At 45.9% G+C, this 23,901-nt stretch carries 21 protein-coding genes; 9 read left to right on the forward strand and 12 right to left on the reverse strand.

What is annotated here, in order from left to right:
- Window positions 1–370: 370 nt before the first annotated feature.
- The 7 genes from W04_RS03355 to yacG all read left to right on the forward strand — a co-directional run bounded on the left by W04_RS03355 (window position 371) and on the right by yacG (window position 7,541).
- Complete coding sequence (locus W04_RS03355) at window positions 371–808, forward strand: pilin (protein ID WP_053909803.1); 438 nt, start codon at window positions 371–373, stop codon at window positions 806–808.
- Between the two features lie 135 nt (window positions 809–943).
- The gene (gene pilB / locus W04_RS03360) at window positions 944–2,635 is read left to right on the forward strand and encodes a type IV-A pilus assembly ATPase PilB (RefSeq protein WP_022945430.1); all 1,692 of its coding nucleotides are present in this window, start codon (window positions 944–946) and stop codon (window positions 2,633–2,635) included.
- 80 nt (window positions 2,636–2,715) lie between these two features.
- Window positions 2,716–3,945 (forward strand): type II secretion system F family protein, encoded by a 1,230-nt coding sequence (locus tag W04_RS03365; RefSeq protein WP_022945429.1) that lies wholly within the window; start codon window positions 2,716–2,718, stop codon window positions 3,943–3,945.
- 25 nt (window positions 3,946–3,970) lie between these two features.
- The gene (locus tag W04_RS03370) at window positions 3,971–4,843 is read left to right on the forward strand and encodes an A24 family peptidase (protein WP_082342132.1); all 873 of its coding nucleotides are present in this window, start codon (window positions 3,971–3,973) and stop codon (window positions 4,841–4,843) included.
- 7 nt (window positions 4,844–4,850) lie between these two features.
- A complete protein-coding gene (coaE, locus tag W04_RS03375; RefSeq protein WP_053909805.1) occupies window positions 4,851–5,456 on the forward strand; it encodes a dephospho-CoA kinase in 606 nt (201 codons plus the stop codon).
- Between the two features lie 88 nt (window positions 5,457–5,544).
- On the forward strand, window positions 5,545–7,224 hold the full coding sequence (gene pilB / locus W04_RS03380; protein WP_053909806.1) for a type IV-A pilus assembly ATPase PilB: 1,680 nt from the start codon (window positions 5,545–5,547) through the stop codon (window positions 7,222–7,224).
- Window positions 7,225–7,301: 77 nt separating this feature from the next.
- The gene (gene yacG, locus W04_RS03385) at window positions 7,302–7,541 is read left to right on the forward strand and encodes a DNA gyrase inhibitor YacG (RefSeq protein ID WP_053909807.1); all 240 of its coding nucleotides are present in this window, start codon (window positions 7,302–7,304) and stop codon (window positions 7,539–7,541) included.
- An 8-nt stretch (window positions 7,542–7,549) separates the two neighbouring features.
- Here the strand turns inward: yacG and W04_RS03390 are convergent, their stop codons facing one another.
- From W04_RS03390 to queA, 9 genes are all read right to left on the reverse strand, one after another.
- Entirely contained in the window at window positions 7,550–8,329 is a 780-nt protein-coding gene (locus W04_RS03390) for a YggN family protein (RefSeq protein WP_373432696.1), read from the reverse strand.
- Window positions 8,330–8,452: 123 nt separating this feature from the next.
- Window positions 8,453–9,268 carry an ABC transporter substrate-binding protein gene (locus W04_RS03395; RefSeq protein WP_053909808.1) on the reverse strand — a complete coding sequence of 272 codons (816 nt, stop codon included), beginning with the start codon at window positions 9,266–9,268 and terminating at the stop codon, window positions 8,453–8,455.
- Between the two features lie 256 nt (window positions 9,269–9,524).
- Window positions 9,525–11,339, reverse strand: coding sequence for a bifunctional diguanylate cyclase/phosphodiesterase (locus W04_RS03400; RefSeq protein WP_053909984.1), 1,815 nt, complete (start codon window positions 11,337–11,339; stop codon window positions 9,525–9,527).
- A gap of 69 nt (window positions 11,340–11,408) precedes the next feature.
- Window positions 11,409–11,927, reverse strand: coding sequence for a hypothetical protein (locus W04_RS03405; protein WP_053909809.1), 519 nt, complete (start codon window positions 11,925–11,927; stop codon window positions 11,409–11,411).
- 119 nt (window positions 11,928–12,046) lie between these two features.
- Complete coding sequence (gene secF, locus W04_RS03410; RefSeq protein ID WP_022945420.1) at window positions 12,047–12,991, reverse strand: protein translocase subunit SecF; 945 nt, start codon at window positions 12,989–12,991, stop codon at window positions 12,047–12,049.
- Window positions 12,992–13,000: 9 nt separating this feature from the next.
- A complete protein-coding gene (gene secD, locus W04_RS03415; protein WP_045979228.1) occupies window positions 13,001–14,860 on the reverse strand; it encodes a protein translocase subunit SecD in 1,860 nt (619 codons plus the stop codon).
- A gap of 18 nt (window positions 14,861–14,878) precedes the next feature.
- Window positions 14,879–15,217: a preprotein translocase subunit YajC gene (yajC, locus tag W04_RS03420; protein WP_045979227.1), complete on the reverse strand. Its 339-nt coding sequence runs from the start codon at window positions 15,215–15,217 to the stop codon at window positions 14,879–14,881.
- A 78-nt stretch (window positions 15,218–15,295) separates the two neighbouring features.
- Entirely contained in the window at window positions 15,296–16,420 is a 1,125-nt protein-coding gene (gene tgt, locus W04_RS03425) for a tRNA guanosine(34) transglycosylase Tgt (RefSeq protein WP_053909810.1), read from the reverse strand.
- A gap of 165 nt (window positions 16,421–16,585) precedes the next feature.
- Window positions 16,586–17,623 (reverse strand): tRNA preQ1(34) S-adenosylmethionine ribosyltransferase-isomerase QueA, encoded by a 1,038-nt coding sequence (gene queA, locus W04_RS03430; RefSeq protein ID WP_053909811.1) that lies wholly within the window; start codon window positions 17,621–17,623, stop codon window positions 16,586–16,588.
- A 143-nt stretch (window positions 17,624–17,766) separates the two neighbouring features.
- Here queA and W04_RS03435 point away from each other — a divergent pair, with 143 nt between their 5' ends.
- Window positions 17,767–20,268, forward strand: coding sequence for an EAL domain-containing protein (locus W04_RS03435; protein ID WP_053909812.1), 2,502 nt, complete (start codon window positions 17,767–17,769; stop codon window positions 20,266–20,268).
- A gap of 243 nt (window positions 20,269–20,511) precedes the next feature.
- Window positions 20,512–20,715: a hypothetical protein gene (locus W04_RS03440; protein WP_053909813.1), complete on the forward strand. Its 204-nt coding sequence runs from the start codon at window positions 20,512–20,514 to the stop codon at window positions 20,713–20,715.
- Between the two features lie 13 nt (window positions 20,716–20,728).
- Here W04_RS03440 and W04_RS03445 read toward each other — a convergent pair whose 3' ends face one another.
- The 3 genes from W04_RS03445 to W04_RS03455 all read right to left on the reverse strand — a co-directional run bounded on the left by W04_RS03445 (window position 20,729) and on the right by W04_RS03455 (window position 23,778).
- The gene (locus tag W04_RS03445) at window positions 20,729–21,649 is read right to left on the reverse strand and encodes a hydrogen peroxide-inducible genes activator (protein ID WP_053909814.1); all 921 of its coding nucleotides are present in this window, start codon (window positions 21,647–21,649) and stop codon (window positions 20,729–20,731) included.
- Window positions 21,650–21,756: 107 nt separating this feature from the next.
- Window positions 21,757–23,025, reverse strand: coding sequence for an inorganic phosphate transporter (locus W04_RS03450; RefSeq protein WP_022945412.1), 1,269 nt, complete (start codon window positions 23,023–23,025; stop codon window positions 21,757–21,759).
- Window positions 23,026–23,100: 75 nt separating this feature from the next.
- Entirely contained in the window at window positions 23,101–23,778 is a 678-nt protein-coding gene (locus W04_RS03455) for a TIGR00153 family protein (protein ID WP_022945411.1), read from the reverse strand.
- Between the last annotated feature and the right edge of the window lie 123 nt (window positions 23,779–23,901).

Consider the following 23,901-nt stretch of genomic DNA (forward strand, 5'->3'; position numbering starts at 1 on the left):
GCAAAATATTCAAGTAGAATAGCTGAATTCGGTATAGATGTTAGCAGTTGTTAAAAAAAGTGCTACACAAAGCCAAAATGCCGTGATAGCATCTAGTTTTAAAGAATGAGATTTATACTTAGGTAGTAATACTTTGTTATAAATCAACGAAACTGTAATAAAAGAAATCTACACTCAAGGAACGGTGTCTCAGTTAGTTGAATTCAACAATTGGACTATACTTCCTAAGATATCTGAACCTGTAGGTTTTGACATTGCTAGGCGCTTGTTGCCCCACGTAGTACAAGCAACTAGTCGACCAATTGCCGAATCAACGATTTAGCAACACTGGTTACCTTAACTTTGCCCAACAATCCTTTAGGAGAGGAACATGGAAAAAATGACTCAAAACAAACAACAGGGTTTCACCCTGATTGAATTAATGATCGTTGTTGCGATCATCGGTATTTTGGCAGCAGTAGCGCTTCCAGCTTATTCTGATTATCAAGCTTCTTCTAAATTGACAGCTGGTTTATCAGAAATTTCTGGCGCGAAAACAGAAGTTGAAATCAAAGCTAACGCTGGTGAAACCATTGCAGACGTAGCTGCTCTTGACAGCATCCGTAACGATACCACCGAAAACTGCGCAATCACTGCATCACTAGATGCGACTGGTGTTGCTACTATCGTTTGTACAATCCAAAACGCTCCTTCTCAAGTAAGTGGTGCTACTGTAACACTTAGCCGAGCTACTGACGGAGAGTGGACTTGTGCAACAGCTGGTGCATCTGATCAAGATCTTGCACCAAAGAGTTGCCCACAACCATAAGGCTTTATAAATACGCTTAAAGCTTGATTAAATATAGAGACTGAAAGGTTTTACCTTTCAGTCTTCATTACTTCCTTTGAAACTGATACATTTGTAACATTTCAACACCCCTGCCATAAGTGCATATTTCACAACATGAAAATAAACTCTCCATTAGCAAGGCGCCTAGCAAGTCTGGGGGTTATTCAACCTGAGAAGCTTTCATCCCTGTCAATTGAGCAAGGGTCTTCTTTAGCTGAGACTATCTGCAAAGCTGCTGGCATTAAACCTGACGACTTGCAGACAAAAGCCAGCCAAATGTTCCATGTCTCGCAATTTGACTTAGCGTCCTATGATTACAGCCTACTGCCGGACAAAGAGTATTTAAACGAAAAGCTAATACGTAAGCACAAGCTGTTTCCTATCGGCGTGAAAGGTAAAACGCTTTATATAGCAACCTCAGATCCCACAGACTTTAGTGCATTTGAAGACTATGAATTCAATACGGGAATGCAAACCGAAGCGGTTGTCGCACGCTATGATCATATCGACAAAGCAATAGACAGTCTTTTCGATAGTACTTCAGGGCTCGGCCTCACTGACAATGATATGGAAGAGCTTGAGGGGGTAGATTCTGGTGATGGCAATAAGAAGGATTTAGCTACTGATGTAAACTCCAAGGAAGACGACGCCCCCATTATCGTTTATATCAATAAAATTTTAATGGATGCGATTAAGCGCGGTGCTTCCGATTTACACTTTGAGCCTTATGAAAAACGTTACCGCATCCGTTTTCGTGTTGATGGCGTGCTTCATGAAATAGCTTCCCCCCCTATCAATCTTGAAAGCCGCATTGCAGCACGTATCAAGGTTATGTCGCATATGGACTTGGCAGAGAAACGAAAACCTCAAGATGGCCGTATAAAGCTAAAAATAAACGCCAAAAAAAGTATCGATTTCCGTGTGAGTACCCTCCCCACCCTTTGGGGTGAGAAAATCGTAATGCGTATTCTCGATAGTTCCAGTGCGATGCTCGGCATTGATGTGCTGGGCTATGAGCCAGAGCAAAAACAGCTTTATTTGGATGCACTTGCACAACCTCAGGGGATGATTTTAGTTACCGGACCGACAGGTTCAGGTAAAACCGTATCACTTTATACCGGTCTCAATATTCTTAATACCACTGAGCGTAATATTAGTACTGCCGAGGACCCCGTTGAAATAAACCTAGAGGGGATTAACCAGGTTCAAATCAGCGCTAAATCTGATATGACCTTTGCTAATGCTTTGCGTGCGTTTTTACGTCAAGACCCTGATATTGTCATGGTGGGTGAGATTCGAGACTTAGAAACAGCTGAAATATCTATTAAAGCGGCGCAAACAGGCCACTTAGTACTATCGACACTACACACCAACTCAGCACCGGAAACCCTGACCCGTTTGATGAATATGGGTGTACCGTCATACAATATTGCTAGTTCAGTGAGCTTGATTATTGCCCAGCGTCTAGCACGTCGGTTATGCAAGCATTGCAAAGAGCCAGAACAGTTACCTCAAGAAGAACTAATAAAGCAGGGCTTTACGCAAGAGCAGCTAAGTGATTTAACTGTTTACAAGCCTGTAGGCTGTGACGAATGTACTGAAGGCTACAAAGGCCGAGTTGGTATTTATGAGGTGATGCCCATCACCCCCAAAATCGCTGAAATTATTATGCGTGGCGGTAACTCATTAGAAATAGCAGAAGTCGCGGCGCAAGAGGGTGTAAATAATCTTAGAAAGTCAGGGTTACAAAAAGTTGCTCAGGGTGTAACCAGCTTGGTCGAAGTCAATCGTGTAACCAATATGTAAAGCGGTTATATAAAACAGCAGTAACCTTTACTTAAACCCTGTGTTAAAATTAAGTAATCAACAGAGCTTGTGAGAAAATAATGGCAAAACAACAACAAGCAAACCAATTGGATACTTTCCAGTGGGTGGGTGTGAGCACTCGTGGTAAAAAGCTTGAAGGCGAACTAACCGGCACCAGTATTGCCCTCGTAAAGGCCCAATTGCGCAAGCAAGGGATAACACCATCCAAAGTAAAACGTAAGCCTAAGCCTTTATTAGGGCTATCAGGTGAGAGACGCATTACACCCAAAGATATAGCGATGTTTACTCGGCAATTAGCCACTATGCTGCTTGCTGGTGTGTCGCTCGTTCAAGCCATAGACATGATCGCCGAGGGGTCTGAAAATAAAAGCGTTAAAAACCTCCTGCGCAATATAGGCGAAGAAGTAAAGGCCGGTCAGCCTCTAAGCGATGCACTAAAGAAGCATCCAAAATATTTTGATGATTTGTATTGTGACTTAGTTGCTTCTGGTGAGCAGTCAGGTGCTTTAGATAGAATATTTGATCGTGTCGCTCTATACAAAGAAAAAGCAGAAGCCCTCAAATCAAAGATTAAAAAAGCGATGTTTTATCCGGTAGCCGTCATGGTCGTTGCCGTAATAGTTACATCTATATTGTTGATCTTTGTGGTACCACAATTCGAAAGTATTTTTGCAGGATTTGGCGCAGAATTACCCGCATTCACACAGTTTGTTATCGATATTTCTGAGTTTTTACAAAAATATTGGTGGGTCGGGCTGCTTATCATTATCGGCGGGGGCTATGCCTTTAAACAGGCTCATCAAAAGAATAAAAACCTACGAGACAATGTTGATAAGCTCATTTTAAAACTGCCTATTATCGGCATGATTTTGAATAAGGCCGCAGTAGCACGTTATGCCCGAACATTATCGACTACTTTTGCCGCAGGTGTTCCTTTAGTGGATGCACTAGATTCAGCAGCTGGGGCGTCTGGTAATGCGGTTTATCGCGATGCGATTTTAGATATTAAAGCCGAGGTCAGCTCTGGTAATCCGATGAACTGGGCAATGCGCAATTCTAATATATTCCCTGATATGGTGATTCAAATGGTCGCTATCGGTGAGGAGTCTGGTGCTCTTGATGATATGCTTGCTAAAGTGGCAACCATATACGAACAAGAGGTAGATGATGCCGTTGACGGTCTATCCAGCCTACTTGAACCCCTTATAATGGTCGTCTTAGGGACACTTATTGGTGGGTTAATCGTTGCGATGTACTTACCTATATTCCAGTTAGGGTCTGTCTTATAAGATGTTTTCAGAAGTATTCGAATTAATGAAAAGCGAGCCGTGGTTTTTTATAACCACGGTTCTTTTTGTATCCTTAGCTGTGGGTAGCTTCCTCAATGTGGTTATTTACCGCATTCCAAAGATGATGCAAAACCAGTGGCAGTCAGAGTGTCGCTTACTCCTTGCCGATGAATTGGTATCAAAAGGTGAACAAAACCAATCAGCATCCGCTCCTTTTAACCTTCTAACGCCAGCTTCGACCTGTCCGAAATGCAATAACAAAATCAAGCCCTGGCACAATATTCCCTTACTTAGTTGGCTATTTTTAAAAGGCCAATGCGCATACTGCAAGACGCCTATCTCTATTCGCTATCCAGCTATAGAGCTCATCACAGCGGTTTTAAGTTTAGTTGTCGCGCTTACCTTTGGTGCCACTCAACTAACCGTGCTTTACATCATTATCACCTGGGTGTTGGTGGCACTGACATTCATAGACATAGACCATATGCTGTTGCCAGATCAGCTGACGTTACCGCTGTTATGGCTAGCTTTATTAGCAAGTGTTGCAGGGATCACCATAGAACCGAGTGCAGCACTAATTGGCGCTGCCGCAGGCTACCTTAGCTTATGGAGCGTTTATTGGCTGTTCAAATTGCTGACCGGTAAAGAAGGGATGGGCTATGGCGACTTTAAACTGCTGGCGGTATTTGGTGCCTTATTAGGTTGGCAAGCATTACTGATGATCATACTACTGTCTAGCATTGTGGGTGCCATAATTGGTATTACTTTGCTCTCTATTCAAGGCAAAGATAAAGCAACCCCGATTCCGTTTGGCCCTTATATTGCCATTGCTGGCTGGATAGCTATGCTTTGGGGAGAGCAAATCCAAGGCGCTTATTTCAGCGCTATTTTGGGTTAAAACAACGATGTGGACGCTTGGTCTAACCGGAGGTATAGGCTCTGGTAAATCAACCATTAGCGCCTTGTTTCAGCAGCTCGGCATAACGGTTGTCGATGCCGATGTTGTCGCTCGCCAGGTAGTACAGCCAGGCACTAACGGGTTAGCCGGCATCGTTAGCCGTCATGGCCGCTCGCTGTTGTTGGATGATGGTAGCCTTAATCGCGCTAAGCTACGTGACATCATTTTTGCAGACGAAAGCGAAAAGCAGTGGTTGAATGCGCTTTTGCATCCACTTATCCGCACTGAGATGCTCACCCAACTGGAGCAGGCACAAAGTGCCTATGCAATCCTTGAGGCGCCACTACTTTTTGAAAACAGCCTTGATAAGTATTGTCAGCGCACCTTATTGATCGATGTGCCTGAAACTGTACAAATAAGTCGTACTTGCGCTCGAGACCATATCACTGAGCAACAAGCACAAGCTATCTTAAAGGCACAAATGTCACGCCAATGTAAAGTCGCAAAGGCTAACGATATAATCTCTAATGCTGGAGTAATCGCTGACCTCAGTGCCAAGGTATCCCTGTACCACCAAAACTATTTGCACCTCGCCAATTTGCATTCCCGCTAAGATCGATAACACTTAATTTTACAGCTTGTAATGGCTTAAATCATTGAGCTTGCTATACATTATTGTTATTAACTTGGTTGCGGGACCTATGAATATTAACTCACCTTTGATTCGTAAATTTATTACCTTAGGACGTATCGATAGCGACACGGTAAAGGCGCACCAAGAGCAAAGCCGCTGCGCAGCAGAGACTATAGTCCGTAGCAGCAATATGAGTAATCAAGAACTATTGGCACAATGTGTTGAACTCTTTCGCACTCCGTATATTGATTTGAGCTCCTTTGATCCCAGAAGCATAGACAAGCACTTGCTAAATGAGCAGTTAATTCGTCGTCATCATATGCTGCCCATCTCTGCTAAGGGCAACAAGCTATTTCTCGCCGCCTCAGACCCTACTGACTACGGTGCTTTTGAAAATTACGAATTTAGTACCGGGCTTCAATGTGAAGTGGTGCTGGCTGATTATCGGCAGATTGATAACCTCATCGAGCAGCTATTCGATGCCACCCACACACTGAAGCTATCGCAAGAGGACAGCGACGAACTCAGCCACCTCGCCAAACAAGACTATGATAATCATCATCCGGAACAGGGGAATGAGGATGACGACGCCCCCATCATTGTCTACATCAATAAAATTCTTCGTGACGCCATACGCCGAGGTGCTTCAGATTTACACTTTGAGCCCTATGATGGCGACTACCGCATACGCTTTCGTATTGATGGTGTGTTACATGAGATGGCCAATCCACCTTATGCGCTGTCCACTCGCCTTGCAGCCCGCATCAAGGTAATGTCTAAACTAGATATTTCGGAAAAGCGCAAACCCCAAGATGGCCGCATTAAACTGACGATTTCGCCACGTAATAGCATTGATTTTCGAGTCAGTACGTTGCCAACTATGTGGGGAGAAAAAATTGTTATGCGGGTGCTAGACTCCTCCAATGCCACTTTAGGAATTGACGCGCTCGGTTATGAGGAGGAGCAAAAGCAACTTTATCTGCGCGCACTGCAACAACCTCAAGGTATGATTCTTGTCACCGGCCCCACTGGCTCCGGAAAGACAGTCTCTCTTTACTCAGGCTTAAGCATTTTAAATACACCTGAGCGGAATATCTCTACAGCCGAAGATCCGGTCGAGATTAACGTTAAGGGCATAAACCAAGTACAAATCAACCCTAAAGCTGAGCTGACGTTCGCAAACGCTCTTCGCGCCTTCTTACGTCAAGACCCAGATGTAGTGATGGTGGGCGAAATAAGGGACTTAGAAACCGCTGAAGTCGCCATCAAAGCCGCACAGACCGGGCACTTGGTGCTTTCCACCCTGCATACCAACTCCGCACCTGAGACTATCACACGACTGTTAAACATGGGCGTACCGGCATACAACGTGGCTAGCTCGGTGTCGCTGATCATCGCTCAACGCTTAGCACGCCGTCTTTGCAAATACTGTAAAGAGCCAGAGCAGCTGCCAACGGAAGAACTTATTAAACAAGGGTTTGATGCTAACTCAGTGGCACAAGTAAAACTGTATCAAGCAAAAGGTTGCGACCAGTGTACTGACGGGTACAAAGGCCGGGTGGGCATTTATGAGGTATTAGAGGTTTCAGCGGATATTGCCAAAGTGATTGTTTCCGGTGGTAGCTCGATAGATATAGCTGAAACAGCCAAGGAAGCTGGCTGTGCGACATTGCGTCAATCGGGGCTACGTAAAGCTGCAGAGGGCATTACCTCACTATCTGAGATTAATCGTGTTACGCGACTGTAGGTTGCACTTATAGGCCTTTTAAAGCGCCCTGCTCTCAGTTACACTGCCGCCATGAAAGTTTCACAGCCCCTAATACTATGCCTACCATTGTAAAATGCCCAACTTGCGAAAAGCAGGTGACCTGGTCTGCACAAAGCCCCTATCGCCCGTTTTGTAGTAAACGTTGTCAGCTGATTGATCTAGGCGAGTGGTCTAGTGAGAACAACAAAATCTCTAGCGCAATGAATGGGGATAGCGAAGGCGTCGATAAGGCTGAATTCATAGAAGAAATTGAAGCCATGCTCGCGCAAAATGATGATTCGTTTTTTAAAGACTAACGGCTGAGTTAGCTCGAGGTTTTAATATTCACCAAGTCAAAATCTGCTAATTCAGGTACAATCTGCTGGAGCTTTGATTCTGTTTTATCAAGCGCATTCAGACATCTGCAATATTCGACAGATTTTTGTTCAAGCTGCTGCGCTTTTTTCTGTAACGACTTATCGATTTCCGCTGTGATGATCTCCATGCGCTGACCCATATCGTTAATGCGCTCTTCAATATTTCCCTCTCGCGATTGGAACGCGTCGCCCAGTGACACCAGTATGGCTCCTAAAGAACCTTGGATTGCGGTGTGAATTTTTTTCGATACTTCTTGGGCAAAAAAGTCATCTAATTTGGATAACGATTGCGGCGCAATAAAGAAAAAGTCGTCACCACGCTTAAACTTGTCACGTAACGCTCGTTCCACATACTGTAACTGTGTTTTAAGAATTTCAGGCTCTTTGTCAGAAAGGCCCGTGACCACATCCTCAATGGCACTCAGGCCAATGTTAACGCCATCGGTGGCAAGGTCTACTAACTCAGGAACAGTATCGCGGATCATCATGCTATATTGATGCAGCACCGCTGTCTCTTGCTCGTTCAGTTCAATCCACTGCCCACGCACAACCAACTGCTGGTCTTGGTTTATTTGCACACGGGTTTGGTTGTTATCAACGATGCGGATAATGTCGTCAGTGATGATAAGCCCGTGGGTTAGCTCCACGTCACAATGAGTCTGGGCATGTACCTTGTGTACACCCACTATGGATAACATGACAGACAGACCCAACCAACGCAGTGACATAGCAACTCCCAAATAAGCTGCGCTAAGATTATCAAAGAGTGACCATGAAGCAAATAGGCAAATTTTTTGTTAGCCCTGCGCTTCATAAGTAAAACAGCGAGGAACTACCGCTTGTTCAACATGTTAAGGTGACTCAATGTAAAAAGGGTTGGCCAGCATAATATGTCGGCGTGACGCTAACGACAGCGTCTCTAGGTTGGCTGAGAAGTAGCGTGTAAATAGCGCATCAAACTCACCACGCTGGATAAGCTCATTCAACCCCTGTCGAAGATGCGTCGCTAACTTTGGCCTATTCTTAGAGACAAAGAAGTAAAATGCGCTCGGGTAATTAAGCACAACGTGATCTACAATTTGTAGCTGCATCTGCTGATGAGCTTGTAGTTCATCAACCACTTCAATCACGGAACGAGGAAAATAATCGACCCGCTGCTGCGCTGTTAAGCGAAACATTGTTTGATAATTTGCTACGGGTTTTACCGGTAAATTGTTAGCGGCGAGTATGTTGGTATCTGGCCAATCATGACCTTGCACAGCGCTGAACTGGCGTAGCTGCGACACTGATTCTACGCCACTGAGTGCCCTTGCCAGTTCCGGGTGTGCAACCAGTACTCGCTGACCAATGAGCCCCTTAAAAAGCGGTACCTTAACCGCAATAGCTAACTTTTCTCGTGCTGGACTGGTCATACTCCAGTGCACATCGACACGCTCACCATCCAGCATATACAAAATACGCTGTTGATGCGGATGCACATCAACATAACTGATAGTGTATGGCTTATCACTGATTGCTAATGCGCTTTGCAATAGCTCTTGTAAGTAATAATCACGGGGATACAGAGGCCGCATTTCTTGGGCAACACGAACTTGTTGCTGAGCGTAAACAGGGACACACAGCATAAGTAAAAACAGCAGTGCCCGCGTTAATAATCCCTCAACCATCACTCACCTCCTCAGCTTCTCTGCTTCTCTGCTTCTCTGCTTCTCTGCTTCTCTGCTTCTCTGCTTCTCTGCTTCTCTGCTTCTCTGCTTCTCTGCTTCTCTGCTTCTCTGCTTCTCTGCTTCTCTGCTTCTCTGCTTCTCTGCTTCTCAGCTTCTCTGCTTCTCAGCTTCTCAGCTTCTCAGCTTCTCAGCTTCTCAGCTCAGCGCTCAAACTACCGTCCATATTGACACAGTGCAACACAGAACTAATGTGACTTTATTCATGTAATGACAACGGTGAAAGCGAGTCCCGTGGCTCAGAGTGTAAACGAAATAACGGTGCGGCGGGCCCGCGTCGCTGGCAGCAAAAGAGGTGGCTCCCTTTGTGGCGCTTAGCCTCTTTTTTTGCATCGGTCGCTAATGTCGCAACTTGGTGACTATTATCGCAGCTACGTATATCTGGTGTAACTAACCCCACGGCCAAAGCCAATAACGGCACAAACTGACGCTGCCCTTCACGATTACAGCTCCAATAACCTTGCGCTGCGATATGCTCAGGGCTAAAAAACCGCCGAACCTGAGTATCAAAATCAGCGATCACAGCCTGGCAAGTAGCACTGGCATCCTCACCATCAAATACAACCATAAAGTCATCACCGCCAATATGACCAATAAAGCAGGGAACGGCTTGGCAGTGACTGCGGATGATATCGGCCAATAATTTAATCACACTATCGCCGCTGGCATAGCCGTATAAATCATTGAACTGTTTGAAATGGTTCAAATCAAAATAAGCAATCGAAAAGGCACGGTTGCTGCGCAAACGGTGCTCTATTGCATCGTTAATGGCGATATTGCCGGGTAACATGGTCAGTGGGTTAGCATGCTGAGCATGACGTACTTTTTCTTCGGTCATGTGCTTGAGAATTTGCCGCAGATGCACGACACCTAAATACTTACCGCCTCGAGTTACGATGATATAGCGACGGATATCAAAATCATTGTCGGTAATTTGCCGACTCACTCTATCAAGCTGTTCATTTTCATCAACCACGAGTGGCTCGGCGTCCATCAACGACGCTATCGGCTTTTTGTCATACAAAGCATGACCATAAGGTGAAGCAAACACTTCTGTTAGCTGCTCTTTGTATAGTAAGCCAACGGGCTGGTGATACTGATCAATAACAACCAATGAAAACAGCGCCTTATCGTTATCAAAAATACGCTGCGCCTCTCGACACAAAGTATGTTGGCAGATAGCTTGTTGCTCTATCGCTAACCATCCCACAGCCAGCGATGGCTCAACAAAGTGCTGATGGTGAGTGTGCCCTAAACTTTGCAAGCGTTGCGCCTCAAATTGCTGGCTAGGCTCTGCACTCGGGCGCTCGAATAAATATCCCTGTACCGTATGTAGCTCGAGTGTTCGTAACAATTGAAACTCTTCTTCTCGCTCTATTCCCTCGGCGACCACCCGAGTATGTGTGGCTTTTGCTAGCTCCGTTATAGATTTTAAAAACTCTTTTTTCACCGGACTTTGATCGCAATGGTCTATAAAGTAGCGGTCTATTTTGACAATATCGGGTTGTATTTCTGACCATTGTTTAAGCCCTGAATACCCCGCTCCTAAATCATCTATGGCAATGAGAAAGCCAAGCTGACGATAATGTGCAACCGCTTTGCGTAACTGCTCGGTATTATCCACTTTATCTTGCTCGGTGAGCTCAATGACTACTTGTTGCGCACCGAGGCCGTAATCGCGCAGTAGCTGCAGGGTTTGCCCTTTAGGGTGAGCCGGATCCGATAACGTGTTGGGGCTGACATTGAGAAACAACTTGCCAGCTAATTGCTGCTCAGCGAATGAGGCTATTGCCGTTTCTCGACACAGTAACTCTAATTCGGAAAGACGATGGTGCGCTACAGCACAGCTAAATAGAGCGTCGGGTCTATGCAAAAAGCTATCTTCAGGCCCCCTACTGAGTGCTTCATAGCCAATTATCGCTTCTTGGTAGAAGTCAAAAATAGGTTGAAAAACGCAGGTAACTTGGCGCTTTTCAATAATTTCGGCTAATTCTGCTATTAATTCGGCACTCACAGCTTTGTACACCCAATATTAAAATGGTGGCAAAGCCTAGCAAGGGATTATGACAGCGTCATGAATTGACTACTTTCTCTGCAATTGCTGCTGAATGATATTGAAATGGGCTTGCGCTTTGAGTGCATGTCGACGCGCCGACACAGTATTAACTGCGCCAGTTTGCGACTCTCTCACCATAGCTCTAATTAGCAGCGGAAGAACTGTCGCCTCCTTAATATGATAGCAAATCGGTGCCTCAAAGGTGGGTAAAGCATCGCCATTATGGTATTGCTCACTCAGCTCTACATACGTTAATTGCACTGAGCTATCAAAGCCTTGATATAAGCTCTGTAGGTACGCGTCACACTCGGGAAAGCGCAGCCTTAGATCTGGGATTTGCGCGTACATGGCAACGGCTAAGGCTGTACTTATATGCTCGAGCTCTGGTGCTCGTCCTTGCAAGCGTAACTCACTGAGGAGCTGCTCACTCATGCCTAGGTACACTTGGGCTGCTGAGTTCGGATCAGCAATTGGCTGTGGCTTGCCGACGCTGTCACCGCAAGCACTTATTGTTAGCAAAGCTAAGACCAGTAAAAACAACTTCATAAGACTGGGCCTGTATAACCGCTGTGACAACGAACTACATTCATTATCACAACCAGGGAACTGGATATATAAAAAATGCCGCATTAAAGCGGCATTTTCAACGTATTTACCTTTATTCTCTAAGGCATAGGATCGAGATCTGCGCCCTCTTTCTCTACTTCTACGGGGATCAAGTCCTCTTTACTAACCCCAAGGAATACCGCCACAGAGCTGGCAACATAGACCGACGAGTAAGTACCGATGAATACACCAAAGAGTAATGCCGTAGCGAAACCATGGATAGTTTGACCACCCCATACGAACAAGGCTATCAATACCAAAATAGTGGTAATTGAAGTAACCAAGGTTCGGTTCAATGTCTGTGTAAGAGAGAGATCGATAATTTCCAAGGTGTCGTCAATACGTACTTTACGGAAGTTCTCACGGATACGGTCTGAAACAACAATAGTATCGTTAAGGGAATAACCGATGACCGCAAGAATCGCCGCCAAGATAGTTAAATCAAACTCCAAGCCTAATAATGAAAACAGGCCCATAGTCAAAATAACATCGTGGAACAAGGCAAATACCGCACCTAGGGCGAAACGCCACTCAAAACGTAAGGCAACATAGAGCAAAATACAGATCAAAGCAGTCAGCATCGCTAAGCCACCTTGCTCTTTCAAATCTTCACCGACACTGGGACCAACAAACTCGATACGGCGCATCTGCGCCTGTGCATCGGCCTGTTTTAAGGCTGCCATAACCTGGTTACCAATGACCTCAGCTTTCACTCCCTCACCTTGTGGAGGAAGACGTACAAGTACGTCTTTACTGGAGCCAAACAGTTGTACAGAGGCATCAGCGAAGCCATTCTCTGCGAGCACTTTTCGTACTTGGGAGAGCTCAGCGGGCTGTGAAAAGCCCACTTCTACAGCTGTACCACCGGTAAAATCTAACCCAAAATTAAGGCCTTTAACCACGAAAGACGCCAGCGCGGCAATAATCAATAAAATTGAAAAGCCCATCGCTACTTTGCGTGCTTTCATGAATGGTAAAGTACCTTTCACTTTTAATAATTGCATGCTTCGCTCCTATATCGATAGCTTTTCAATGCGCTTACCACCAACAACTAAGTTGATAACCGCACGGGTACCAACAATGGCAGTAAACATTGAAGTTAAGATACCTATTGCCAGGGTTACCGCGAAGCCAGCTATTGGTCCGGTTCCCACTGCAAACAGAATAATCGCGGCGATTAAGGTGGTAATATTGGCATCAAAAATGGTACTGAAAGCACTGTCGTAACCGAAATGGATGGCCTGCTGTGGACTGCGTCCATCAGCCAATTCTTCGCGGATACGCTCGAAAATAAGTACGTTTGCGTCCACCGCCATACCGACCGTTAAGACAATACCAGCAATACCAGGTAAGGTCAGCGCAGCACCTGGGATCATCGACATCACTCCGACAATCATCACCAAGTTAGCCCCCAAAGCTAGGTTAGCAACCAAGCCGAAGCCTTTGTAATAAAGCAGCATAAAGGCTAAAACAAACGCGAAGCCAAGCACCACAGCGGTCATACCTGCTTCAATATTTTCTTGGCCTAAGCTTGGACCCACGGTGCGCTCTTCCACGATTTGGATCGGTGCAACGAGGGCACCTGCACGCAGCAGTAAGCTCAAGTTATGTGCTTCAGCTGGGTTATCTAAACCGGTAATGCGGAAACTACGCCCTAATCGTGCTTGAATCGTCGCCACGTTAATTACTTCTTCCACTTTGATAGGCGGAAGCGGCTTTCCGTTTTCGTCTACTTCGCCAGAAGGCTTGTATTCAATAAACACGGTCGCCATTGGCTTACCTATGGCGCGTTTGGTAAAGGCATCCATCTTGGCACCGCCTTTAGAATCCAGCTTAATGTTAACCTGTGGACGCTGATATTCATCCATGCCAGATTGTGCACCGGTAATATGGCTACCTTCCAGAATGACTCGCTTTTTCAGTACCACAGGACGGCCTTCGCGGCTCATGATCATTTCAGTACCAGGCGGTGTGCGCCCTTGCATCGCCAATCCTGGATCAGCATCTTGGTCAACCTCACGAAACTCTAGGGTTGCCGTAGCGCCTAAGATTTCTTTTGCACGCGCGGTGTCTTGTACACCGGGTAATTGCACAATAATGCGCTCTGCGCCTTGACGTTGAACATTAGGTTCAGCAACACCGATTTGGTTAATCCGGTTACGAATAATGGTCTCGTTTTGCTTGATCGCATAATCACGCAACTCTTTAATACGCTGCTCGCTCATTGAGGCAATAAAGCCATTGTCGTTGTTGCTGTCATCAACAAACAAGTAACCCGGGTAGCGGTCTTGCAAGAAGCGCTCAGCAGCGTCTTTGTCTTGCTCACTGCGCATCACCACTTGCACGCCATCGCTCCCCGCTACACGGCGGATAGTGCGGTAACGCAGTTTTTCTTCGCGTAAGTCTGAGCGGAAATCTTGCTCCATCTGGTTCAGGGCATTATCCATCGCCGTCACCATGTCAACTTCCATGGTGAAATGCACACCACCACTTAAGTCAAGACCGAGCTTCATTGGGTTACCACCAATGGCTTTTAGCCATTGTGGTTGAGCTGGCGCCATGTTAATGGCAGAGATGTAATCTTCACTTAAGTTGTCGCGCAAAATGTCCTGAGCTTTAAGTTGTTGTTCGACATTTTTGAAGCGGACCAGGATCTGGCCATCGGCGAGTTTGCTCGACTTGGTTTCAATTTTATTATCAGTCAGGATTTTATTTACTGTATCTAGCGCACTGAGATCGGCGTCGGTTCCCTTTGTTCCGGTAACCTGAATGGCCGGATCGCGGCCATAGATGTTCGGGGTGGCATAAAGCACCCCGACTGCCAATACAACAAGTACGAGTAAATATTTCCATAAGGGAAACTTATTTAACACGTATCTTTCCTTTTTGGTTTATAGCGACTTCATTGTGCCTTTGGGTAGTACTGCGCTAATCGCAGACTTCTGCACTGTTACTTCGGTTTGGTCGTTCAGCGAGATAAGCACAAAGTCTTTATCTTCAGACACCTTAGTGATCTTACCAACCATGCCGCCTTGAGTAAGCACTTCATCACCTTTGGCTAAAGCGCTCATTAGGTTTTTGTGCTCTTTTACTCGCTTAGCTTGCGGGCGGTAGATAAGAAAGTAAAAAACCAAACCGAAAATGGCCAGCATAATTAGCATTTCATAGCCACCACCAGCTGGTGCGGCGCCCGCTGTGCTTGCATGTGCGTTTGCAATAAATAAACTCATCAGGTAGTCCCCTTAAGTACTTAACTATTAATTTTAGTGTTGTAAATTACAGGCAAGCCCGCACAAAGCGGGCCGCAATTATTCTGTTTCTGCGAGCTCAGGAACCGCAGTATTACGGCGAGCATAAAAGTCTGCTACAAAAGCGTCAAGCTTGCCGCTGGCAATTGCCTCACGCAACCCTTCCATTAAACGTTGGTAGTAGCGCAAGTTATGAATGGTGTTCAAACGCGCACCGAGAATCTCATTGCACTTATCCAAGTGATGCAAATAAGCGCGTGAGTAGTTTTTGCATGTGTGGCAATCACATTCACTGTCCAGCGGCGCGGTGTCAGTCTTGTGCACGGCGTTACGGATTTTAACCACCCCACCGGTAACAAATAAATGACCATTACGTGCGTTTCGTGTAGGCATCACGCAGTCAAACATATCAATACCACGACGTACCGCTTCAACGATATCTTCGGGCTTGCCGACGCCCATTAAATAACGCGGTTTTTGCTCTGGCATTTTGTAAGCGCAATGGTCGAGAATATTGATCATGTCTTCTTTAGGCTCGCCTACAGAGAGTCCACCGAGGGCATAGCCATCAAAATCAATTTCCTCCAGCCCTGCTTGCGATTGTGCTCGCAGCTCTGGGTACATACCACCTTGAATAATACCAAACAGCGCTGACGGGTTATCACCGTGCGCTTCTTTTGAACGTTTTGCCCAGCGCAGTGACAATTCCATAGAGTCTTTTGCTTGCTTCTCTGTTGCTGGGTAAGGCGTACATTCGTCAAAAATCATGACAATGTCAGAGCCTAGATCACACTGCACTTGCATCGCTTTTTCAGGACTCAGCATTATTTTCTCACCGTTAACGGGAGAGCGGAACATGACGCCTTCTTCCGTTATTTTACGCATGGCGCCGAGACTGAATACCTGAAAACCACCGGAGTCTGTCAAAATCGGCTTGTCCCATGCCATGAAGTCATGGAGGTCACCGTGTTGTTTAATAATCTCGGTGCCCGGGCGTAGCATGAGATGGAAAGTATTTCCCAAGCAAATGTGCGCCCCCGTATCCTTAAGCTCGTCTGGGGTCATCCCCTTTACTGTGCCATAGGTACCTACCGGCATAAATGCGGGGGTTTCAACGACACCGCGTTCGAAAATTAAGCGCCCACGGCGTGCTTTGCCGTCGGTTGTATCTAGTTCAAATTTCATGTGGTCCTCAATAGGTCGGAAAAACAGTCCAACTCGAGCGCAAAATGCGCAGATTAACCGCCCGATTTTACCTGTTTTGTCGCAGCAATACTATGAATTGGGGCGAATCGAAGAAATAAAAGCAACAAATAAAAAAAGCCGCTTCTTGCGGCTTTTTCTTAGTCTTTATTTATCTTGGCGGGTTAAAAACATCGCATCGCCATAACTAAAGAAGCGATAACGCTCTTTGATAGCCTCTTGATAGGCCGACATAATATGCTCCTGCCCAGAGAATGCGCTGACCAGCATAATTAACGTAGACTCCGGTAAGTGAAAATTAGTGATCATGGCATCGACAACATTGAACTGATATCCAGGGTAGATAAAGATATCGGTATCGCCAACATAACTAATAAGCTCACCGCCACCGATTTTCGCTGCCGATTCCAAAGAACGCACCGAGGTTGTGCCCACGGCAATAACGCGCCCACCCTGGGCTTTAGTTTTCGCAATGGCATCAACAACATCTTGTGGTACATCAATGTACTCTGAGTGCATGTGATGCTCTTGAACGCTGTCTACCCGCACCGGCTGAAACGTCCCTGCACCAACGTGTAGGGTCACAAACGCCATAGCAACGCCTTTGTCCTTTAACGCAGCCATTAACGGCTCATCAAAATGTAATCCGGCTGTTGGTGCGGCAACTGCACCGGGTTTTTCACCATACACAGTTTGATAGCGCTGCTTATCTTCATCAGTATCAGGGCGGTCGATATACGGAGGCAAAGGCATATGGCCAATCTGCTCAAGGGTGTCTAACACTGACATATCCCCTTTGAGCTCAAGCTCGAACAGCTCGCCTTGACGGCCAATCATTTCCATCTGCGCTTGCTCTTCAAGAACCATCACCGTTCCCGGTTTAGGTGACTTATTGGCTCTCACGTGAGCAAGCACACGCTTATCATCCAGCACTCTTTCTACAAGCACTTCCACCTTGCCACCAGAGCGCTTTTGTCCATGCATACGGGCAGGGATCACTTTGGTGTTATTAAACACCAACAGATCACCAGGTTCGATGAATTCAATGATGTCCTTGAAGATATGGTGGGTGGTATTACCGCTGTTACCCTCTACTTTTAACAGGCGACTTTGGCTACGTTCCTTTTGCGGAAATCGAGCGATCAATTCTTCAGGTAGCTCAAAACTAAAATCGGCCACGCGCATGGGTTTTCTCCGGGGTGCTGAAAATCGCGCCAATTCTAGTTCCCCCCTTGACTGAAATCAAGCGCATAGCGCTTGTCTCGGGTGACAATTACCTATAATCTAGCGGATTCAATTTAGGTCTTAAACAGTTGGGTTGCGATACCATGGCTACGCCGTTGAGCCTCATGATAGTCAATGCCAGTGCAGTTGAGCGCAGCATCATTAAACGTACTTTGGGGCGTCTCGATATTTTCTCTGTGCTTGAGTTCGCAGACTCTCAAGAAGCATTGCAGGTGCTGAAAGAACGCGCGGTAAGTTTAGTGATTACCGGACTGGATGTAGGCACCATCGATGGCTGGCGCTTTTCACGAATGATTCGCTCCGGATTGCTGAAAACCCCTAAACACACCCCGATTGTACTGACTCCCCCTTTTTATTGTGAACGTATCGCCGAAACCACAGCTCGCAGCTATGGTATTGATGCCGTTGTGCCCATTGAGCGCCAAGATTTACTACCGCAAACACTGGCCAATGTTCTGTCCACGCAACTAGATAAAAGCAGTCGTTTAGGCCTGTTGTTACTCGAGGCCGATAACACCAAAGCAAAAGCGATGAGTGAGGCCTTAGCATTAAACTTTGCTGTTGAAGTATGCAGCTCTGTGCGCCAAGCATTAAGCACGTATTTGCAAGGGCGTTACGCCATCGTGTTGCTTGATGCCAGTATTGCCAATGCCGAGACTGCTAACGAATTGGTACAAAGCATCCTCACTCATAATGCCAGCCAAGCAATTGTCACTATTATAGATAGCCACGACGCTGACTATGCCGAGCGTTTATTGTTGAGCGGCGTCACCGACTTTATTCGTCGCCCTTACAATGACGCACTACTAATGAAAGTGTGTGATCACGCCGCGCGTCGTGAAGACTTTATAGCCAGCTACAGCGAGTTTGAGAAGAAAGTGGCGCAGCTAAGCCAAAGTCAAACACGCTATAAAGAGCTCTATTCAGCGCACCAACGCATTCTTATGCACCTTAATACCATCGTTATGGAGCTCGACGAGCAAGGCTGTATCCGCTTTATTAACCCAGCCTGGGAAGCAAATACCGGGTATGGTTTAAAGCAAAGTATTGGCAAGCCGCTTACCAACTACGCGTTAGCGCATGACCAAGCAAGGCTCCAGCAAGTATTGAGCGCTGTTGCTCAGGGTGAGCAAAAGCGACGCAAGATAGAAGTGCAACTGGTTACACAACAGGGCAATAGCACTTGGTTTGAATGCCGTTTCCAGCATGTAAATGAAGCCAATGCTGGCGCGGTGATCACCGCTTCCATCGACAATATTGAAGAGCGCAAGCAGGCGGAGTTACAGTTACAACACTTAGCATTACACGATACCCTTACAGGGCTTCACAACCGCTATTATTTTGACCAACAACTCTCTCAGTTGTGTCGCCAAACCCGTGCTGATGATGAGCACGCGCTGATTTATATCGACCTTGACCACTTCAAAATTATTAACGACAGCAAGGGCCACCAAGAAGGTGACGTTGTTCTTAAAGAGGTCGCCAACTTATTCCAAAAGCATATCGGCGATAGCCATTTAGTCTTTCGCATCGGCGGCGATGAGTTCGCTATTTTACTTAAAGACACCCCATTTTTAGACGCTCATATGGTGGCTGAAGGGGTATGTATGGCCATTGATAACTACCAGTTCCATTGCCAAGAGCAACTCTACTCTATTAGTTGCTCAATCGGCATTACACAAATATCGGCACAGAACAACGATGCGAACGAATGCCTTAAGCAGGCTGATATCGCACTGTATATTGCCAAAAGTCAGGGCCGTAATTTAGTGCATTGCTATGATGCACGTGACTCGCAAAGTAATACGATGCAAAGCGGCTTGGAATGGGGTCACAATGTGCGCTCGGCACTGCAGCAAAACAACATCGAGTTACACTATCAGGCCGTGTGGGACATTAAGCGCTCGCGTATTGCTTATTATGAAGCCCTATTAAGGCTGGTTGTTGATGATGAGCTTATCTACCCAAACCAGTTTATCCCAGCCCTTGAAATGCTCAATGACAGCTACTTGATGGACCAATGTGTAGTTCGCCGAGCGATTAGCGATCTCAGTGAAAACCCGCAGTTGCAGCGTGTCGCCATCAACCTCTCGGCGCAATCGTTTTTAGATGAACGTTTGTTGCCGCATATTCGCGCCATGCTCAATGATTATCACGTCGATCCCAAGCGCGTTATTTTTGAAATTACCGAAAGTGCCAGCATTGATAACCTGAGTGCAACCAGAGACATGATCTGCGCGCTTAACGAGCTTGGCTGTGACTTTTCCATTGATGATTTTGGCACTGGATTTAGTACCTTTGACTATCTCAAGCGCTTGCCAGCGCAGCATGTCAAAATTGACGGCTCATTCGTGCGCGATATGCAACATGACCCCATAGACTATGCGTTAGTTAAGGCCATCAACGATATTTCACGCTCGCTGAAAAAACATTCAGTAGCGGAATACGTTGAAAATAAAGAAATTTATAACTTACTTAAAGAAATTGGTGTTGATTACGCCCAAGGCTATTTTATCGCCAAACCCGCCCCGATAGCGTCACTGCAAAACAATCAAAAAATAATCTCTGCAAAAACATCTAGCTAAGTAATAACGAACGAAATTTAACAATTTAGCGCTTTTTCTGAGCGCTCATTTAGCTATACTCAAATTATTCAGTGCGCTGTGAGAGAAGCAGGTTAAGCACCTAATGTTAATCATTAACCTGCTGAAAAGACTAAATAAATCATAAAGCCCAACAATGGAATGTGGCATAGCCGGAGAGGTTATATCGGCTTAGAAGACATTGTCTATCAATGACATCAACAAGGCTCGTTAAGGAAAATCAACATGACTGCTTTAGTAACATTACTGCTGAGTATAAACATGCTCATCGCCAGCCAGTGCTACCTTCACGCCAAGCGCAAAGGGTACCCAGTGCGGCTGTTTTTAGCACTGGGTGTTATTCCGTATTTTAACCTTGTGGTCTGGGTCTATTTGCTGTTTTTACCAGCACTAGAAAAGCCCTTGTTTAAACCAAAATCAACCCCATAGCCAGCTAGGTTTATTAAGGCTCTTCGCTGCCCACAGTGCTGCAAGTACGTAGGAAGTCGCCGACTTTATCGCTGAATAGCCGGAAGTCACCGATTCTTCCTGTGGTCTTGCGCCAAATTAAACCAACATCGCGATGCGCATCAGCGCCGGAGCTGGTAGCAATCAGCGGCTTGGCATCAAGTATGCCCGCATTAATCGCCATTTGTGGTAAAAATGTAACGCCCAACTTATATTCCACCATCGACAACAAGGTGTGTAAATTCGCGGCTTCGAATGGGTTGATGCAACTCGCTCGCTCCAAATTACACGCGCTGAGCGCATGCCCAGTCATACAATGCTCACGTTCAAGGAGGAATACGCTGTGCTCTGGAAGCGCGTTGTAATCCACCGACTCATCAATGGGATAGTCTTTGTGTTTCACGAGGTAGAACTTGTCTTTTGCCAATATCTGCGTGTGAAAGCGTCCAGTTTCATAAGGCAGTGCTAGCAGCGCGATATCGATATGGCCATGCTCTAACTTATCGAGTAGGTTATCACTGGTGTCTTCTACCAGCACCAAATCTAAGTCTTTAAACGTTTCTTTGCAGTAACAATAAAGTGGCGCAGCGACAAAGCTAGCAATAGTCGGAATAACGCCAAGCGTTAGCGTACCGCTAAGCGGGTGCAGATGGCTACGGGTCAGCTCTTTCACACTCATGGTGTCGTTAATAATTTGCTTGGCCTTCGCCACAACTTCTTCGCCAATGCTGGTGAACATTAAACTGCGATTTTCACGCTCAATAAGTTGCACGCCGAGATTTTCTTCAAGGTTTTGAATCGCGCTACTCAAAGTCGACTGGCCGATATAACAGGCGCTAGCAGCGCGACCAAAGTGTTGATGCTGATGCACTGCGATTAAATATTGTAGTTGCTTGATACTAGGCAGGTTGGTCATGCTTATTGCTCACAAATAAAAAGACCCCAACACCAGGGGCGCTGAGATCTTTTCAAGCTAAAAGACGGTTCTGTCATGTGTTGCGGGAGGTCACTCCCGCAACGACGTTATACGCCGAATACTGTTCTTAATATGTAGAAGATTACAATAGCAAGAGCAGCACCAACAGGCAATGTTATTACCCAAGAAACCACAATGTTTCTAATCACACTCATATTCAGTGCGGCAATACCCCGTGCCATACCCACACCCAAAACGGCACCGACTAGCGTTTGAGTGGTCGAAATTGGCAAGCCAGTACCAGAGGCAATAACTACGGTTGATGCAGCTGCAAGCTCGGCTGCAAAGCCTCGGCTTGGTGTTAGGTGCGTAATTCCTTCACCAATGGTTTTAATCACTTTCTTACCTAAGATAGCAAGACCCATTACGATACCTAGGCCACCTAAAGGAAGAATCCACCATGCAAGTGCTGCTTTTTTCGCAAGCTCACCGTTATTTTCAACGATATTTACAACGGCAGCAAGTGGGCCTATGGCGTTAGCAACATCGTTCGAACCATGCGCAAAAGCCATACAACAAGCGGTCAGTACCATCAGTACGGCAAACACTTTCTCAACGTTGTTAAACTGCATCGCCTTATCGGCTTTAGGGTCCATTTTTAAGCGTTTAATGGCAAGCATACCAATAATGCCGATAAGCACAGCAATGGCTACCGACAAGGCATAACCTTCAACCGTTCCTAGGTTGATACCAATGTGCTTTAGGCCTTTTTTGATAGTCACCAAGGACATGACAAAACCAGCCAAACCCATATAGATAGGTACGTAGCGTTTAGCATTATCCAGAGGGTTATTGGTATCAAAAATAAGCTTTTGCGCGCTCATAAAGATAAGGTAAGCAATGAAGCCCGATAGCGCAGGCGTCACCACCCAGCTACCCACAATCCCCGCAACCTTGGTCCATTGAATCGCTTCGCTACCTACAGCAACGAGAGCAAAACCAATAATAGCGCCGATAATAGAGTGCGTTGTGGAAACAGGCCAACCTAAAAAGGAAGCAATTAATAACCAGCTACCGGCCGCGAATAACGCTGAAATCATACCCAACACCATCAGTTCGGGGATATCAGCAAACGGAGCGGCGTCAATAATGCCTTTACGTATGGTCGATGTAACCTCACCACCGGCTAAGTATGCGCCAGCGAATTCGAAGATCATCGCAATGATAATCGCTTGTTTAATGGTCAGTGCTTTAGAGCCCACTGACGTACCCATTGCATTGGCTACGTCATTGGCACCGATGCCATAAGCCATGAAGAAACCTACCGCAGCGGCAACCAACACCAGCACGGTACCGTAGGACGAAATAATATCCATCAGAATAACCTTATTGTCTTAACTTTGTTTGAGCCAGCAGTGTGTTCATGTTGTCTTTGCTGGATCTTGGCAATGTTAACGAGCTAGCAATACTTCTAAACGCGAACCAACGCGCTCAGCAATATCGGCTAAATCGCCCACCCACTCGATGATCTTGTACAAGAACATGACATCAACAGGGTTTAGTGTATCTTCAATGCGACGCAATTCTTGACGTAGCTTAATTTGCATATCGTCTGTGTCTTGCTCAATCGCATCAAGTTCGGCGAGCATTTTCTCAACCAGGGTTACTTCACGACCACGGAAGCCTGTTTCAAGTAATTCATCTAGCTCATTAATAGCTTTTGATGCTTGCTTGGTGGCGTCCACACAGCGTGATAGATACTGTAAGAAGTCGCTTTGGATGGTTTTTGGGATTGCCATCTCACGGCCAATAACGCGTCCAGCGATGTCTTTAGCTTTATTGGCTATCTTGTCTTGGTGGGTGATCAGTTCAAGCAAATCGGTGCGCTCAACTGGAAGGAACAGTCCACGTGGAAGATTAAGTCTAATCTCACGTTTAAGATCATCGGCCTCACGCTCTATGGAGCGTATTTTAAGACGTAACTCTTCCGCTTCTTGCCATTGAGACTCAAATACATGCTCAAAAAAGGGAATGAGTAGCGCACTTGCTTTGTGCACTTTTTTAATATGATCTTCAATTGGTTTAATAGGTGATTTTGCAAAAACCCCTAAAAACGCATTACTAGGCATAACTGACCCTTTGAATCTAAGTTTGCAATAAAACCGTCATAAATAGGTCATAAACATAGACTACATTGGTTTTGTAGGCTCGTTTCTTTGCTATTTTCCACGACTTAGTTTAACTATGCTTTC

The sequence above is a fragment of the Pseudoalteromonas sp. SW0106-04 genome, from assembly GCF_001293805.1.
Lineage (GTDB): Bacteria > Pseudomonadota > Gammaproteobacteria > Enterobacterales > Alteromonadaceae > Pseudoalteromonas > Pseudoalteromonas ruthenica.

Excerpts from the sequence above, each read along its gene's own strand:
- W04_RS03355 (WP_053909803.1), top strand. The coding sequence starts at position 371 with ATGGAAAAAATGACTCAAAACAAACAACAGGGTTTCACCCTGATTGAA.
- pilB (WP_022945430.1), top strand. The coding sequence starts at position 944 with ATGAAAATAAACTCTCCATTAGCAAGGCGCCTAGCAAGTCTGGGGGTT.
- W04_RS03365 (WP_022945429.1), top strand. The coding sequence starts at position 2,716 with ATGGCAAAACAACAACAAGCAAACCAATTGGATACTTTCCAGTGGGTG.
- W04_RS03370 (WP_082342132.1), top strand. The coding sequence starts at position 3,971 with ATGAAAAGCGAGCCGTGGTTTTTTATAACCACGGTTCTTTTTGTATCC.
- coaE (WP_053909805.1), top strand. The coding sequence starts at position 4,851 with ATGTGGACGCTTGGTCTAACCGGAGGTATAGGCTCTGGTAAATCAACC.
- pilB (WP_053909806.1), top strand. The coding sequence starts at position 5,545 with ATGAATATTAACTCACCTTTGATTCGTAAATTTATTACCTTAGGACGT.
- yacG (WP_053909807.1), top strand. The coding sequence starts at position 7,302 with ATGCCTACCATTGTAAAATGCCCAACTTGCGAAAAGCAGGTGACCTGG.
- W04_RS03390 (WP_373432696.1), bottom strand. The coding sequence starts at position 8,329 with ATGTCACTGCGTTGGTTGGGTCTGTCTGTCATGTTATCCATAGTGGGT.
- W04_RS03395 (WP_053909808.1), bottom strand. The coding sequence starts at position 9,268 with ATGGTTGAGGGATTATTAACGCGGGCACTGCTGTTTTTACTTATGCTG.
- W04_RS03405 (WP_053909809.1), bottom strand. The coding sequence starts at position 11,927 with ATGAAGTTGTTTTTACTGGTCTTAGCTTTGCTAACAATAAGTGCTTGC.
- secF (WP_022945420.1), bottom strand. The coding sequence starts at position 12,991 with ATGCAATTATTAAAAGTGAAAGGTACTTTACCATTCATGAAAGCACGC.
- yajC (WP_045979227.1), bottom strand. The coding sequence starts at position 15,217 with ATGAGTTTATTTATTGCAAACGCACATGCAAGCACAGCGGGCGCCGCA.
- tgt (WP_053909810.1), bottom strand. The coding sequence starts at position 16,420 with ATGAAATTTGAACTAGATACAACCGACGGCAAAGCACGCCGTGGGCGC.
- queA (WP_053909811.1), bottom strand. The coding sequence starts at position 17,623 with ATGCGCGTGGCCGATTTTAGTTTTGAGCTACCTGAAGAATTGATCGCT.
- W04_RS03435 (WP_053909812.1), top strand. The coding sequence starts at position 17,767 with ATGGCTACGCCGTTGAGCCTCATGATAGTCAATGCCAGTGCAGTTGAG.
- W04_RS03440 (WP_053909813.1), top strand. The coding sequence starts at position 20,512 with ATGACTGCTTTAGTAACATTACTGCTGAGTATAAACATGCTCATCGCC.
- W04_RS03445 (WP_053909814.1), bottom strand. The coding sequence starts at position 21,649 with ATGACCAACCTGCCTAGTATCAAGCAACTACAATATTTAATCGCAGTG.
- W04_RS03450 (WP_022945412.1), bottom strand. The coding sequence starts at position 23,025 with ATGGATATTATTTCGTCCTACGGTACCGTGCTGGTGTTGGTTGCCGCT.
- W04_RS03455 (WP_022945411.1), bottom strand. The coding sequence starts at position 23,778 with ATGCCTAGTAATGCGTTTTTAGGGGTTTTTGCAAAATCACCTATTAAA.